Source organism: Neisseria wadsworthii 9715 (assembly GCF_000227765.1).
Lineage (GTDB): Bacteria > Pseudomonadota > Gammaproteobacteria > Burkholderiales > Neisseriaceae > Neisseria > Neisseria wadsworthii.
This window is the reverse complement of sequence record NZ_JH165159.1, coordinates 1,747,810-1,761,722: the sequence shown is the minus strand read 5'-3', so window position 1 is coordinate 1,761,722 and position 13,913 is coordinate 1,747,810. Positions and strand designations below refer to the sequence as shown.

The window sequence follows — 13,913 nt, the reverse complement described above, 5'->3', positions numbered from 1 at the left end:
GTTTGTTATATCATTTTTTTTATGAGTTAAATAAAATGCCTGTCTGAAATGGTTTTCAGACAGGCATTGGTGATTTTAAATTCTTTAATTTATGGCTATGAACATTCAAAGTTCATTAAGAGTGATGAGATGTGAATGACTATTAAGCCAGCGAACTTAGGAGTGTATAAGCAATGCGAATAAGATTAATCTTGTTAAGATAAATTCCTCAGCTTTAATCGCTTATTAAATATGGCACCTCGGTTATATTTGGAGTAGCTATTATTTATCTTCCCCCCAACTTCTTCAAAACCGCATTCACCGTTTGAATCCTCGTTGCCACATCTTCCATCACTGCGCTTACGCGTAATTTGTCCGCGCCGGTCATTCGGTAGTTTTTGTTGCTTTGCATCAGCAGGATAATTTGCGCAGGGTCGATGTTGTGGTGTTTGCCGAAGGTGAGGGTAACGGCGTCGCTGGTGGCATCAATCGCGTCTATGCCCATTTCTTTGGCAATCAGGCGGATGCGGTGGCTTTCGATCAGGGTTTTGACGGGTTGTTCGGGTAGGCCGAAGCGGTCGACGAGTTCTTCGTGCACGCTGTTGATTTGGGCTTCGGTTTCGCAGGTAGCGAGGCGTTTGTAGAGCACTAGCCGCTCGTGGATGTCGGGGCAGTAGCTTTCGGGCAAGAGCGCGGGGCTGTGCAGTTTGATTTCGGTGGTTACGCCCAGCGGTGCGTCGAGGTCGGGTTGGCGGCCTTTTTTGAGGTCGCGCACGGCTTGTTTGAGCATTTCGGTGTAGAGGGTGAAGCCGACCTGCATCATTTCGCCGCTTTGCCCTTCGCCGAGGATTTCGCCTGCGCCGCGGATTTCCAAATCCTGCATGGCCAGCGTGAAGCCTGCGCCGAGTTCGTCGGCGGAGGAGATGGCATCGAGGCGTTTTTCGGCATCTTTGGTGATGTATTCGGGCGTGAGCAGGTAGGCGTAGGCTTGGTGGTGGCTGCGGCCGACGCGCCCGCGTAGTTGGTGCAGTTGGGCGAGGCCGAATTTGTCGGCGCGGTTGATGATGATGGTGTTGGCGTTGGGGATGTCGATGCCGGTTTCGATGATGGTGGAGCAGAGCAGCACGTTAAAGCGTTGTTGCAAGAAGTCGCGCATCACTTGTTCGAGTTCGCGCTCGCGCAATTGGCCGTGCGCTACGCCGATGCGGGCTTCGGGCAGCAGGGTTTCGAGGCGTTCGCGCATGTTTTCGATGGTTTCGACTTCGTTGTGTAAAAAGAATACTTGCCCGCCGCGTTTGAGTTCGCGTAACACGGCTTCGCGCACGCTGGCTTCGCTGAAGGGTTTGACGAAGGTTTTGACGGCGAGGCGGCGGCTGGGGGCGGTGGTGATGAGCGAGAAATCGCGCAAGCCTTCGAGCGCCATGCTGAGGGTGCGCGGAATGGGGGTGGCGGTGAGGGTGAGGATGTCGACGTTGGCGCGCAGGCGTTTGAGCTGCTCTTTTTGGCGCACGCCGAAGCGGTGTTCTTCGTCGATAATCACCAAGCCTAAGTTTTTGAATTGGATGTCGTCTTGCACGAGTTTGTGCGTGCCGATCACGATATCGACCGTGCCGTCGGCCATGCCGGCGAGCGTGGCTTTGGTTTCTTTGCTGCTGTTGAAGCGGGAAAGCTGGGCGACTTTAACGGGAAAATCGGCGAAGCGGTCACTGAAATTTTGTGCGTGTTGTTCGACCAACAGCGTGGTGGGGGCGAGCACGGCCACTTGTTTGCCGCCCATCACGGCCACGAAGGCGGCGCGCAGGGCGACTTCGGTTTTGCCGAAGCCGACATCGCCGCACACGAGCCTGTCCATCGGCTTGCCTTGGGTGAGGTCTTGGAGCACGGCGGCGATGGCGGCGGCTTGGTCTTCGGTTTCTTCGTAGCCGAAGCCGTCTGAAAAGGCTTGGTAGTCCAACTCGTTGAATTGGAATTTAAAGCCTTCTTGTGCGGCGCGTTGGGCGTAGAGGTTGAGCAGTTCGGCGGCGGTGTCGCGCGCTTTTTCGGCGGCTTTGCGTTTGGCTTTGCTCCATGCGGCGGTGCCGAGTTTGTGCAGTTGCACGTTTTCGTGGGCATGGCCGGAATAGCGGCTGATGAGGTGAAGGTTGGACACGGGCACGTAAAGCTGCGCTTCGCCTGCGTATTCGAGCAACATCATTTCGTTGTCGCCGTCGCCCAAATCCATGTTGACCAAGCCCATATAGCGGCCTATGCCGTGTTCTTCGTGTACCACGGGGTCGCCGATATTGATTTCGGCCAAGTCGCGCAAGAGGCCGTCTGAAACTTGGGCGTGCTTTTTGCGGCGCGAGGTGCGGCTGCGGGCGACGTATTGGTAGAGGTCGGATTCGGTGATAACGGCGAGGCCGGTTGTAGGTCGGATATTTTTATCCGACATTTGCGCTGATTGTGTTTTATCGGATTCGAGAATCCGACCTACTTCGTCCGGTTCCTGCGTCTGACCAACATTTTTAGACAGGCTACCTGAAAGGCCGTCTGAAAGATGAGCTTCCGTAGGTCGGATACTTGTATCCGACATCAAATCAGCTTCTGTTTCGTCGGATTCGAGAATCCGACCTACGGTTTGAGTCGATTCAGGAACACGGTCGGCGTTTTCAGACGGCAACTGAAACCCATAAGCCAACTGCGTTACGGTAATGCACAAAGGTGCGTCGCTGTCTAAAAACGCCTGCCAGCCGTCCACACTGTGCGCTTTTAAGCCGTGTTGCTGCATAAAGCCGAGCATGGTTTCGCGGCGGCCTGAGCTTTCGGCGCACAGCAACACTTTGCCGTTAAAGGCCGTCTGAAAACTTTGCAGCGCGGCGAGCGGGGTTTCGGATTGGCGGTTCACGGCCACATCGGGCAACGCGTGTTGTTTGCCGTGGAAGTCGGGCAGGATTTGGCCGTAAGGTTTCAGACGGCCTGCAAACTGGTCTTCGCTGAGATACAAATGCTGTGGATGCAAAGGCGGGTAAGTTTCATCGCCTTTAGCCATCGCAAAGCGCGATTTGACATCCGACCAAAAGCGCGAAGCCTCGGCGTGCACGTCGCCGATGCACACCACCAGCGCCTCTTCGCCGATGTAGTCGAACAGCGTGGCCAGCTCGTTTTCAAAAAACAGCGGCAGATAATATTCCACGCCCGCGCCGAAATGGCCGCTGCTCACGGCTTTATAAACGGTGGCGGCGTTGTAGTCGCTTTCGATTTCTTCGCGGAAACGGCTGCGGAAGATTTTTTGCGCGTCGTCGTCGGTCGGGAACTCGTGCGCAGGCAGCAGGCGGATTTCGGAAACGGGCGCGATGGTGCGCTGGGTGTCGGGGTCGAAGGTTTTGATGCTGTCGATTTCGTCGCCGAACATATCCAAGCGGTAGGGCGCGTCGCTGCCGCTGGGGAAAATATCCAAAATGCCGCCGCGCAAGGCGAATTCGCCGGCGGCAATCACGTTGGAAACATGGCTGTAACCGGCTTCCACCAAGTTTTCCCGCAGCGCGGCTATATCCAAAGTCTGGCCGGTTTTCAGCCAAAACGTGCGCCCCATCAAAAACGACACCGGCGCGAGCTTCTGCATAGCGGTGGCCACCGGCACGAACACCGCATCCGCTGCGCCCTGCTTAATCTGCCACAACGCAGCCAGCCGTTCCGACACCAAATCGTGATGCGGCGAAAAACGCTCGTAGGGCAGCGTTTCCCAGTCGGGCAGAAACACGGCCTTATCCTGCGGGCGGAAAAACTGCCACGCGGTTTGCAGGCGCAGGGCCTGCTCAACATCTTGCGTGAGGATGATTTTAACGGGCTTTTCAGGCAGGCATCGGGCAAGGAAAAACGGCAGGCTGCCGCGGGAAAGGTCGAGCCAGCGGGATTTTTGGGCGGGGGCGGGAATGGGGTAGTTCATAATGTGTAAATGGCTTTAGCTGCCGGAAAAAATCGGGCAGCTTGGGTTGTTGGGATAGGGCGTTATTTTAGCAGCAAAAGGGATTGGATAAGCTGTTGTTATGAGTGAATCACTTACTGTAGTCATATTGGCCGTTATGCACGGTTGTGGCAAATAAACCTAAAAATCAGCACACCCGTCATACTCGGGCTTGGCCCGATTATCTTCACATAACCCCTATTAGAGATGCTCGGGTCAAGCCCGAGCATGACGGGTATTTTTTGTTGTTCGGTTAGATACCGCAATGCCTGTCTGAAACATTTTCAGACAGGCATTGCGATGCGTCGGTGTTTTAGGGTTGGCTGAATAAGTTGAATTGCTCGCGTAAGGTGTCGGCGAGAGCTTTTTGTTTTTCTTGGGGGGTGTTCAAGCCGCGGGTCAGGCCGCTGTAATTGAGGGTTACGGAAGGGTTGTCGACCGGGCCGCTGATGTTGAGCGGGATTTGGGTGGCTTCGCTGTTGGTGGTGCTGATGAGCATGTTTTCATTCATCAGCAACTTGCTTAAATCTAGGCTGCCGCTGCTGAGGATGTAGAAGCGGTCGGTAACCAGCTCGGCATTTTGGTGGCTGCCGACGCCGTTTTGTATCAGGCTGTTGAGGGTAAAGCTGTTGAAAGGCGTGTTTTTGTTTTCACTTTCGGTTTGGCCGAACGCGGCTTGTTTGAGGATGTTGTTGATGTCGATGCCGATCCAGGCGCCTTTTTGCAGCTTGAGGTTGAGCTTGCCGTTGAGGTTTTGGGTGAGCTCGCGGCGGTTGTTGCCTTTGGTGGTGAAATCAAAGGCTACGTCGCCGGTGCCGGCCAGGCTGTTGTAGCGTAATAGGTCGCGCATCAGCGGCAGCACTTGGATACCTTTGGTTTGCTGTTGGAGATGGTAGGACAGGGTTTCTTTGTTTTCGATATGGAGGCTGCCCGTGGTGGTGCCGCCGTAAAGCTCGGCGCTGAAATCTGTGAGGGCGATTTTGCTGCTGTCGGCTTGCAGGCGGGTTTTGATTTGGTTGACTTCGAGGTTGGGCAGCTGAAGGTTGTTAAGCAGCAGCAAGGTGTTGATTTGTATGCGGTTGGGGCCGGTGAGGAAGCGCGGGTAGCTGAAGCGGCTTTCGTTTTGCAGCTCTTTCATGTAAGGGGCGAAAGCCAGTTTGTTTAGGCCTGCCTCGGCTTGGATTGTGCGGGTTTTTTCGGTGTAAGTGGCTTTCAGTCTGGTGCGCTGGCGGTCAAAGAGGCCGCTTAGAAACAGCTGCCAGTTGCCTTCCGGGCTGCTGGTTAAGCTGCCGGACAGGTTGCTGATAAAGCGCGGGCCGCCGTCGGCCTGTGTTTGGTCTTGGCGGGTGGTGATTTTTAAATCAGGCAGCTGCCAGCCGCGCGAGGTTTGCCAGGAAACGGGTGAGCTGATATTGAATGTGGCGGTTTTTCCTTGGGTTTTGCCGCCGGCATTTAAGGTGGCGCGTGCCGCGTTGATTTGTGTGGGCGAGAAGTTGAGATTATTGATGTTGAACGCGCCGTTCCATTCGGTTTCGTAGCGACGGGCATTGATGATGCTGTTGATGCCGGCGGCTTGAAAACGACCGTTTTTCCACTCTGCTGCGGGAATGGATGCGCTGATGTGGGTTTGGTAAAGCGGGCTGTGCAGATTGGCGGTAATTTTGTTGAGGCTGAGGGTGTGGTTGTGCCATTGTGCATTGCCTCCTGCGGCGAGGTTGACCGGGTTGTCGCGGTATTCGGCGAAAACGGCGATACGTAAATCAGGCAGGCGCCAGCCGTTTTGGCCGGCAAATGCGGTGCCGCTGCCTTCCCAACGGAGGTTTTTCAGATAGGCATTGTCGGCTTTGCCGCCGATGGTGAAGCTGTGGTTTTGGCTGCTGTTGCTGATGAGTTTGAGGTTGATCTCGGAAAGGTGGTGCTGTCTGGCTGGGGTAAGGATGTGTAGGCGTGCGTTTTCAATAATCAGGCGGTTGATGCCGAGTTTGGATTTTTTGGGGTTTTGCCAAAGGTCTTGCAGGTTCCATTTGCCTTCGTTGTTTTGCTCCAGTGTGATGTCGGCGTCTTTGATGACCCATTTTTCAATGGTGGGGCTGCCTAGCAACGATGACCAGGCAAGCCCGATGCGCATTTGGCCTAGGTGTACGTTTTGTACGTTATTGCCGGTGTCGGACAGGGTAACGTTGTTGAGGGTAACGGTAGGGCGGGGAAACCAGCTGCGGTTGATGTTTTTGTCGAAACGCAGGGTTCGGCCGGTGCCTGCCAATGCATCTTCTCCCGCCTTATGCAAACGCTCGGGGCTGAACACCGCTTGATGGAGCGCGATATACAGACCTGCCACGGTAATGGATAAAACCATGCTGCCGAATGCGAGCAGTTTGAGCCAGAATTTGCCTGATTTTAGGCGGGAAACCATTGAATTTAGGGTTTGATGACGAAGCGGTAAGTATATAACAAATGCCTGTCTGAAAAATGGCGGATTGTTTAAAAAATTGCTAACATGCGGCCAAGTGCTTTCGGAGAAGATTTATGATTATTGTGATGCAGAAACATGCTTTGCCGCAGTCGGTGGCGGAAGTGGTGGCGTTTATCCGTTCGCGCGGGCTGACGGAGCATGTGTCGGAAGGCGAGGAGCGCACGATTATCGGCGCGGTGGGCGACGAGCGGGTGTTTCAGCCGAATGAATTGGAGCGGTTGCCGCAGGTGGAACGCGCTATCAGGGTGCTGAACGACTGGCGCATCATCAGCCGCGAAACGCAGGCGCAAGACAGCGTGATTTCTGTTCGCGGCGTGGCGTTCGGTGCGGAGAAAGTGCTCAATATCACAACGGAACCCAATGCGCGCCCGACTGCGGATGCCGCGTATATCGACCCGTTTTCCGTGCCCGACACGCCCTATGCGGATACCGTGCGTTTTAATGAAAAAGAGCAGATTGCACAAATGCGCGAAGCGTTGCAAAGCTGTCACGGCAGGGGGCAGCCCGTGTTGGTGCGTATCCGTGATGTGCGCCAGATTGAGGCGGCTTTGGCGCATGAGGCCGATATTCTTTATTTGGGCGGCGAGCTGATGGCCAACCGCATGTTGCAGGATGAAGTGGGCAGGTTGAACACGCCTTTGGTGCTCTGCAAAGACAAACACCATCTTTACAACGAATGGCTGGTTGCCGCCGAGCGGGTGGCGCTGAAGGGCAATCACCAGATTATTTTGGGCGAAGCGGGCACGCTTAGTTTTGAACCGGATTATCCGCACCGCTTGGATGTGGATGCGGTGGCGCGTGTGCGCGGCTTGAGCCATTTGCCAGTGTTGGCCAATATTTCCGGCTTGTGGCACAACGGTATGCCGCAGGAGGTTTTATATCGGCTGGCAGTGGCGGCAGGGGCGAATGCGGTAATCAGTTCGCTGTGATTTGGAAAAGTGAAATGCCTGTCTGAAAAAACTTTCAGACAGGCATTTTTTATGCGGGCGGTTGTGATTCCGCTTTAGGGCGGAAACTCGGCTTCAGCCGGATATACAGGGTGCGCTTGGCGATGGCAACGGTGTCGCCGTTTTTATCAAAAATACGCACTTCATACTCGGGCAGATATTTTTCACCGTTTTGGGTATGTTCGTACACATCAGCCAGCATTTCATCCGTGATGGTGCAGTCGATATATACTTCACCGCGGCCGGGTTTGATGAAATCGATATGAGCGGATTTATCCCATACAAAATATTTGTTGCCGATTAATCCGTTGAACATCACGGCATACACTGCATCGGTGAGCGCAAACAGGCTGCCGCCGAACTGCGCGCCGTGCAGGTTGCGCGTGCTCGGCCAATCACGCAGGCGGCTTTTGATGTGGCGGAAATCGTCCGACAATTCAGTGATGTGGATGCCGCTGAACAAAAGCGGCGGCCACAAATTGAGGATTTTCCGCGTGGTGGCGGCCGATCGGAACCGCCTTCTCATTTGTATCATGATATGGTTGCCGGCCTTAAGCCGCTGTCTGTAAGGTAAGGTCCTTAATTTGCTTCCGTTTCAAAAAACAGGTGCGTTTGTGGCAAAGTATTGCCATTGGCATCAGCTAGCGCTTTTCCTGCCGCGCCGTGTTTGATAACGGCTAGGTTCAGACTGCCTTGCCCGGTTTGTGCGGTGTTGATGATGATGCCGGCATCTTCGCCTTCCAGCAGCACACCGGTGCCGGCGGCTTCCTGTACGTCAGCCGCTAAAACGGCCAAACCGCGCTTCACTTGGCCCCGGTATTGTGCGCGCGCAATGATTTCTTGACCCGGATAACAGCCTTTTTTGAAGTGGACACCGCCGATAATGTGCTGGTTGAGCATCTGTGCCACACAGGTTTCGGTGGTGGCTTCGCTGATCCACGGGTAGCCGCTTTGAATTTCATGCAGATTCCAAGCGTTTTCGGCTGCCGCATCGTAAGCGGGCAATAAATCCGCTTGGCCGACCAGCATCGCACCGCCGTGCGGCAGGTTGATGCGGCTGATGCTGTTTTCGGCAGGCGCGGCAAAGGAAAGCTGCGGTTCGGCAGCGGGCTGTGGCGCGGCACTGTCGGCGAGTTCGGCAGCCACGGCAAAATCGTGCAGGGTTTCAAACACGACTTTGGCGCGCAACACAAACATTCGCAGGCGCTTGACGGTTTTTTCTACCAGATCGGCAGCCATCAGCAATAGGATGTCTTCACCGCGGTTGATAACGAGCATATTGGCAATCACGCGGCCTTTGGGTGTGTTGTAAGTGGCATAACAGGCTTGGTTTTCAGACAGGCCTTCGATATGGTTGGAAAGTTGGTTGTGGAGGAAAACGGCGCGCTCTTCGCCGCTGACGCGCACAACGCCGAAAAATGGGAGTTGGCTTTGCATGGATGCTCCTTGCTGGTGTGTGATTTGAATATTGTACGGTAAAGGGGCCGGGCAACAAAATGCCTGTCTGAAAATTATGGGATGCGCTTTGGTTTAATGTTTTGACAATAGCGGATAACAATCTGCCATTGTGTATCCCATAATTTTCAGACAGGCATGGTTTTATATGATTTATAAACCCATTGCATGGCGGATAAGCTGGTTTTTCACCCAATCCATATTGTTCACTAAATTCAGCCCGCTGTTTCTCAGCCAAGGCAGGCCGGGCAGGGTTTCGTTGCCGAACAGTTTGAACAGACCGTCGCAGCTAAGTTGCATGGTGCGCACGGGTTCGAGGCGGTTTTGCGCATATTGTTTGAGCAGTTGGTAGGCGCCCGTATCTGCGACTTTTTCTGCAAGTCGGGCGAATTCGATGACGTCGCCGAAGCCGAGATTGACACCTTGTCCGGCCAGAGGATGGATGGTATGCGCCGCGTCGCCCATTAGTAAAACGCGTTGGGACACGGTGGTTTCGGGGCGGCGCAAAACCAGCGGAAAAGCAAAAGCAGGGGATAGCGGCGAGAGCTTGCCCAACACGCTTTCGCCTTGTGCGGTAACGGCGGCGGCCAAGGCTTCCGGCTCGAGTGTGGTCAGTTTTTTCGGCTCGGCTGTGCTCCAAACAATGGAGATGGTGTTGCCGGGCAGAGGCAGGTAGGCCAGCACTTCGCCGCCTTTAAACCATTGAAATGCAGTGCCTTTGTGGTGGATTTCGGTGTGGAAATTAGATACTACGCCGTGATGGCCGTAGGCATTTTCCTGCACCTTGATGCCTGTCTGAAGGCGCACCCACGATTCGGCGCCGTCCGCGCCGATAACCAGCTTGGTTTTGATGGTGTTGCCGTTGGCCAGTTTCAGACAGGCCTCATGAATGTCGGTGTGCAATTCTGCCGCAGCTTCGTTGATTACTGGAATATCCAATGCTTTGATTTGCCGCCATAAAGCGGACAGCAGCCAACGGTTTTCAATTATGCTGGTCAGGCGCTCGGCATGAATCGCGTCGGAATTGAATTCGATTTTGCCGCCGTTGTCGCCGCGAACGTCCATCCGTTTTACGGCTTGAACGCGGGCTTCATCCGGCCAGGCGTTTAAAGATTGCAGGAAGTGGCGGTTGGCCGGGCTGATGGCATAAATGCGCGCATCCCAGCCGTTTTGCAGCTTGGCAGGGTCGCTTTCAGGCAGGCGCAACTCCAACAAGGCAATGTGTTTGCCTTGTTTTTTAAGGGCAACGGCCGCTGCTGCACCAACCAGGCCGCCGCCGATAATCACGGCATCGTAAAGTGTGGAAGCATTCATACAAGCGCTTTCAAGAGGGTTCGACAGCAGTAGCGTTCATGGTCATCAACGCGCCTTTTTTCGGGAGGTCTGCAACGCAGATAACGGTGCGTGCAGGCAGATGGTTGCAGAACAGTTCGCTGTATGCCCGGTTCATTTCGGCAAAATCGTCAACATTTTTTAAAAATACGTGGATATGCAGGATATGGTTTAAATCCAAGCCGATGCTGTCGAGCATGGTTTGGAAATTGAGCAGAATCTGTTTGGCTTGGCTGTAAGCATCGCTGCCGGCCATTTCTCCGGTATGCGGGTTAACGCCGGGCGTGCCGGATATTTGGATGAAATTGCCGGCTTTGCTGAAATGGCTGTATGGGCCGATAGGGGTAAACAGGTTATCGGGGGTATGGTTTTCTATTTTCATATGGTTCTCTGATGGGTTTTTATGATTTTTTGCGGTGGTTTGTCGGCTTTTTAGAGAAAGCAGGATAAACAGAATCAGCAGTAATCAAGAAAAAACCAGCCGTTGTTGTTTTTTGCATTTGCCAAGCATGTAATCAAAGCGCCGCCAAAAAAGTTTAAGCGGATAAACCGCAGTAAATCGATTAGGCTTTAACTCCCGCCAACCTTTGTTTTCAGACAGGCCTACAAACCGAAAATCAAATGTTCGGTAAATTTTTTGCGTAAAGCGGGAATGCTGTCGAGCATACTCATTACACCGCCGCGTCCGAGTTGCAAGAGCGTGTTCGGATGGTCGAACAAAGTAACTAAGCTATGAGTAAATCCGACGATGGCATGCGCGTCAATCCGCCGGCCGGCTGCGTATTGTTGCGCCAGCTTGCTGTTTTTCAGGCTCATGGGTTCGGCAAATTGTTTTGCCAGGGCAATGGCATCACGTACACCGAGATTCAAACCCTGCGCAGCCACGGGGTGCATGGTTTGGGCAGCGTTGCCGATACAGATAACGCGGCCGCTGTAAACTTTGTTGAGCTGTTTGAGATGTAACGGGAATACGGCGGTTTCTCCGCGTGAGCGCAATTTGCCGAGGCGGTTGCCGAATGTTTGTTCGAATTCGGCCGCAAAATCGTCGAACGGGGCATCTTTAAGCTTTTGAGCATCTTCGGGCGAGCGTGTCCAAACCAGACGGTAAGCATCTTGGTAAGGTAATAGTGCAAAAGGACCTGTGTCGGCAAACCGCTCGTAGGCTGTGCCGTTTTGGGGCTGCTCGAATTCAAGCGTGGTTACTAAGGCGTTCTGTTGGTAGTTGTGGCTGTGGCGCCGGATACCGGGTAAAGTTTCGGCCAGCATGCCGCCTTCGGCCAAGATAACCCAATCGGCTGTGAGAGCGTGGGTTTCCTTTTGATGTTCGATTTGCAATTCGGCAAAGTAATCGAGGGTATGGATGCTTTGCAGACGCGTATCCCATAAAACGGTTAGGTTCGGCTGGTTTAGTGCGGCTTCGCAGGCGTGCATCAAAGCTGAATAATCGCAGGTTTTTCCGAGATAAGGCGTATTCATGTCGGCGGCGCGCAGCAGCGTCCGCCCGAAATGGTGCTGCTGGGAAATGTGCACGTTTGTAATTGGTGTTGATTTGTTTTCAGGCCAGATAATACCCGCTTCGGTAAATGCTTGAATGCTGTTGAATGAAAGAGCCAAAGTGCGGCGGTCTTGAATGTTGGCGTTGGCCGGACGAGCCTCAATAAGCAGCACTTGTTTGCCTTGGCGAGCCAAAAGCAGGGCACACAATACGCCGACAGGGCCGGCGCCGATAACGGCGATTTGGGTGTGAAGCGGAATGGTCTGCATGAGCTTCTGCCTGGGGTGGGAAAGGTTTTATTTTAGCGGATTTGTGTTTGTAATGCCTGTCTGAAATCGAAATTTTCAGACAGGCATTAGGCTGATTGTGTTGGCTGGTGTTGGATACGGAAACATTCTATATAATGGTGGCTTGTGATGATTGGCCTGTATGTGGATTGAAAGTTGGCGTGATTGGTTACTTGATCGCCCAACTGTCTGTATAAATTTATAGAGCATTCGTTGAATTCCCTGCTTGACCGGTTATGAGGTTTCAGACAGGCATCGTTCAATATTAAGTTGATTTTCAGTTTGATGAATTTCAGCTTCGGAATAGATAAAAGTAAAATCAAATAATAAAGGAAGAAAAATGGCGGCATCTCAAAAAATTAAAATCGGCATCGTTGGTGCGACCGGCTATACCGGTGTGGAGCTTTTGCGCCTTTTGGCATCTCATCCGCATGCAGAAGTTTCTGTTGTTACCAGCCGCGGGGAAGCGGGTGTGCACATTGCAGATTATTTTCCGAGTTTGCGTGGTGTTTATGATTTGGTATTTCAAGCGCCCGATGAAGCGGATTTGGCTCAATGTGATACGGTATTTTTTGCGACACCGCATGGCGTTACGATGAAAGAAGCGCCGGCACTGTTAGAAAAAGGTGTGCGCGTGATTGATTTGTCTGCCGATTTTCGTTTGCAGGATGTGCCGGCTTGGGAGAAGTGGTATAAACATACGCACAGCAGTACGGATATTTTAAAGGAAGCAGTTTATGGTTTGTGTGAAATGAATCATGAAGCTATTCGGAAAGCGCGTCTGATTGCTGTGCCGGGTTGTTATCCCACTTGTGTGTCTTTACCGCTTTTGCCTTTGCTTAAAGCTGAGGCATTGCAGATAGGAAAGCCTTTGATTGCGGATTGTAAATCGGGTGTTTCCGGTGCAGGTAGAGGAGCGTCGGTGGGCACTTTGTTGTGCGAAGCGGGCGATAATTTTAAAGCCTATGGTGTGGCAGGGCACCGCCACCTTCCGGAAATAAAACAAACCATTAATCAATTGCAGAGCGGTGTAGCGGAGCATTTTGTGTTTGTGCCACACCTTACGCCGATGATACGGGGGATGCATGCCACAATTTATGTGCATCTACAAGAAAACCTTAACCCTCATCATTTGCTGAGCGATTTTTATAGCAACAGCAAATTTGTCGATGTGATGCCATATGGTTCAACACCTGAAACACGCAGCGTTCGCGGGGCAAATATCTGCCGTATTAGTGTTCAGCGTGCACCTGAAAGCGACGTATGGATTCTGATGAGTGTTCAGGATAACTTGGTTAAAGGTGCCGCCGGGCAAGCTGTGCAAAATTTAAATATCATGTTTGGTTTTGCAGAAGATGCAGGGTTGCAGGCTGCGCCCTTGTTGCCTTAAATTAAGTACGGTTTTGCGTATTCAATGCCTGTCTGAGAATCTGTTTCAGACAGGCATTGTTGTGTTTGGGAAGAATGAACAAAGTTGTTCAAGGATAAAATTACTTGCTTGTAGTATCATGGAGTCAGTTTTCATTGCTATTTTGATGATTAATCATAACTATCATTCTCATACAAAAGCTAAAGCCGGAGATCTAATCATCCAAGCTTAAAGGGTCATAAACTATACCGTAAGCAAAATCTTGGTTGTGCATATTACCGTATTGCCCATACCAAGCCTGATCAGCCTCGTGGATATCACAATGTAGAGCTGTTTGCTTTTGCGCATTATTCAGGTCGGATAGAGGAGCCAAAGAAAGTGCATGGCAATCTGTATCGTTTTGTAGATCTGAAGGAGAAAAAGCTTCTGAATTCATTACAGGCAAAATTGTTAGTGTAACTAAAGCCATGCTGCATAATAACCATTTTCCTAATTTCATTTTTTCAAACTCCTTTTTAATATTTATCTTAGTTTTTTTTGCTGATTTCTTAAGTTTTTCTGTATTACTAATTTAAATTTTAGTTTGCAATCTTTTTATTGAATTTTTATTTAAAATAATCTTACTTTTTGTTG

The 13,913-nt window shown here is 52.1% G+C and carries 10 protein-coding genes; 2 read left to right on the top strand and 8 right to left on the bottom strand.

What is annotated here, in order from left to right; translation table 11 throughout:
- Positions 1 to 265 precede the first annotated feature (265 nt).
- Both mfd and HMPREF9370_RS08090 read right to left on the bottom strand, forming a co-directional pair.
- Complete coding sequence (gene mfd / locus HMPREF9370_RS08095) at positions 266 to 3,904, bottom strand: transcription-repair coupling factor (RefSeq protein ID WP_009116952.1); 3,639 nt, start codon at positions 3,902 to 3,904, stop codon at positions 266 to 268.
- Between the two features lie 331 nt (positions 3,905 to 4,235).
- Positions 4,236 to 6,335: an AsmA family protein gene (locus HMPREF9370_RS08090; protein WP_009116951.1), complete on the bottom strand. Its 2,100-nt coding sequence runs from the start codon at positions 6,333 to 6,335 to the stop codon at positions 4,236 to 4,238.
- A gap of 113 nt (positions 6,336 to 6,448) precedes the next feature.
- Here HMPREF9370_RS08090 and HMPREF9370_RS08085 point away from each other — a divergent pair, with 113 nt between their 5' ends.
- Entirely contained in the window at positions 6,449 to 7,324 is an 876-nt protein-coding gene (locus HMPREF9370_RS08085) for a chorismate mutase (protein ID WP_009116950.1), read from the top strand.
- Positions 7,325 to 7,373: 49 nt separating this feature from the next.
- On the opposite strand, the gene HMPREF9370_RS08080 is transcribed toward HMPREF9370_RS08085, so the two are convergent.
- The 5 genes from HMPREF9370_RS08080 to HMPREF9370_RS08060 form a co-directional block, all read right to left on the bottom strand.
- Complete coding sequence (locus HMPREF9370_RS08080) at positions 7,374 to 7,877, bottom strand: DUF4442 domain-containing protein (RefSeq protein ID WP_009116949.1); 504 nt, start codon at positions 7,875 to 7,877, stop codon at positions 7,374 to 7,376.
- A 44-nt stretch (positions 7,878 to 7,921) separates the two neighbouring features.
- Positions 7,922 to 8,779 (bottom strand): CAF17-like 4Fe-4S cluster assembly/insertion protein YgfZ, encoded by an 858-nt coding sequence (gene ygfZ, locus HMPREF9370_RS08075; RefSeq protein WP_009116948.1) that lies wholly within the window; start codon positions 8,777 to 8,779, stop codon positions 7,922 to 7,924.
- A 171-nt stretch (positions 8,780 to 8,950) separates the two neighbouring features.
- Positions 8,951 to 10,111, bottom strand: coding sequence for an FAD-dependent monooxygenase (locus HMPREF9370_RS08070; protein ID WP_009116947.1), 1,161 nt, complete (start codon positions 10,109 to 10,111; stop codon positions 8,951 to 8,953).
- A gap of 10 nt (positions 10,112 to 10,121) precedes the next feature.
- Complete coding sequence (locus HMPREF9370_RS08065; RefSeq protein ID WP_009116946.1) at positions 10,122 to 10,511, bottom strand: RidA family protein; 390 nt, start codon at positions 10,509 to 10,511, stop codon at positions 10,122 to 10,124.
- Positions 10,512 to 10,732: 221 nt separating this feature from the next.
- Positions 10,733 to 11,893: an FAD-dependent monooxygenase gene (locus tag HMPREF9370_RS08060; protein WP_009116945.1), complete on the bottom strand. Its 1,161-nt coding sequence runs from the start codon at positions 11,891 to 11,893 to the stop codon at positions 10,733 to 10,735.
- Positions 11,894 to 12,251: 358 nt separating this feature from the next.
- Here HMPREF9370_RS08060 and argC point away from each other — a divergent pair, with 358 nt between their 5' ends.
- A complete protein-coding gene (gene argC, locus HMPREF9370_RS08055) occupies positions 12,252 to 13,301 on the top strand; it encodes an N-acetyl-gamma-glutamyl-phosphate reductase (protein ID WP_009116943.1) in 1,050 nt (349 codons plus the stop codon).
- Positions 13,302 to 13,494: 193 nt separating this feature from the next.
- Here argC and HMPREF9370_RS08050 read toward each other — a convergent pair whose 3' ends face one another.
- A complete protein-coding gene (locus HMPREF9370_RS08050; protein ID WP_040667071.1) occupies positions 13,495 to 13,779 on the bottom strand; it encodes a hypothetical protein in 285 nt (94 codons plus the stop codon).
- Between the last annotated feature and the right edge of the window lie 134 nt (positions 13,780 to 13,913).